The organism is Candidatus Obscuribacterales bacterium (assembly GCA_036703605.1).
In the GTDB taxonomy this organism is placed as follows: domain Bacteria; phylum Cyanobacteriota; class Cyanobacteriia; order RECH01; family RECH01; genus RECH01.
In genome coordinates, this window is record DATNRH010000140.1 from 1 (window position 1) to 1,598 (window position 1,598).

Here is a 1,598-nt window from a genome sequence, read left to right on the forward strand (position 1 = left end):
AAACCGAGATGAGTAGCGCAGGAAGAGCATTCCTGTACTGTCTTGCAGCTTGAGATCCGACCCGAAGGTATACCCCGCCTGCCCACGGCCAATGAGCTTGCCGTCTAGTTTCACCGGCTGCCCCCGCAGTGGACTGGCATAGGGATTGGACATCAGCGTCAAGACATCGCTTGGGGGCGCTTGGTTGAAGTCGGGGAACATCACCGATCGCTTCACTAAGATACCGGCACCTAAGCCTACCAGTGCTCCCATCAAGAAGCCCCAGTCCATGGGGATGAAGATCAGTCCTAAACCTAGTCCGAGGGTGAGCCCCAGGATTTCGGCTGCATAGAGAGCCACGTCTAAGGCAAAATTACCGTAGAGCTTCTGTTTGCTCAAGCGTTTGCCTTCCTGCACCACCCGACCCATATCAAACTCAATGGTGAGCCCCAGTTGTTCGGCATAGGTGCTCAGGGCTCGTACGCGCTTACCTGTGAGTGGATGGGTAGAATTAAGCTCCATCCACCAACCCCAAGGGTTAAACAAATCCCAGAGAAAGACTCGTCCTACCCGTTCGGGACTGGCGGCCACTCGGTAGGCCGTGCCGGTAGAATTGGCAGACTTGGCGTCATAGATACCAAGGGCGCGGGTACCCTCCATCAACCGGCTGGGTTCCTTATCCCGTTGCCCCTCTTCCACAATGCCATAGGCAATTTTCACCAAGGCGCGGGAGAGAGCATTAGGATTACCTGTCACTTCAGCCGCAAAGTGATCGGCAAAATATTCTCTAGTTCTAGATAGATAGAGAATGAGATAGGTGCCTACTATGTAGAAAACATAGGCAGCTAAGGCAAGACTCTGGGCTGCATCTTTAGCTTTGTTGTCACCACCCCCTCGTCCCATGCGCTGCCCAAACACATAGATCAAATACATGATCTGAATCAGGGTAGCAGCCAGGGTCATCAGGGCAAAGTCCCAGTGGACAATGTGTCCTAGTTCATGGGCATAGACCGTGGCGACTTCTTCATCGTCGAGATAGGTAAATAATCCTTGACTGACCACTAACCGAGCCGTATTAGGCAAGGAACCATAGGTAAATGCGGTGGGATTTTGGTCATCAATGATGCCCAATCGCGGTTGCTTAAGCTGATGTTTTTGACAGACTTGCTCAACAATCTGAGCTGCCTCAGGACTCTGGCGACGGAGATCATCCAGGGATATCCAGCGGGTGCCGTAGAGCCAGCGTTGGGTAAGATCCATGAGGAACGGCGATAGAAAAAAGACGCCGACATTAAAGACCACAGTTAACCCTAGGGCGATCGCTAACCCCAGTCCAGGATTCTCAGACTCCATAATGAAGACGAGTCCTAGCAGCAGCACGAAAACCATACCAAAAAGTAGACTCATGGTGATCAGGGATGCCGTGGCCAGGCTTCCCCCAATCCCCTTCATGGCGATCGCAACCCCTCCCACATCGGCACGCCCTGCTTTGGGCATGGGAGGCATTTTCTCCTCAGAGGGAACAGACATATTCATCTCTCCTGCTGTTTATAGGTGTGTGTTATGGGTGATGCATGTGCCAGTGTTGAGATAGGCACAAAACTAGGCCCTGGTTATAC

General features: G+C 52.5%; 1 protein-coding gene. It reads right to left on the reverse strand.

Annotated features, from left to right (window positions below):
* The coding region (locus tag V6D20_02870) for a zinc metalloprotease HtpX (protein ID HEY9814736.1) at positions 1-1,509 on the reverse strand (1,509 nt) is incomplete at its 3' end.
* Positions 1,510-1,598: the final 89 nt, after the last annotated feature.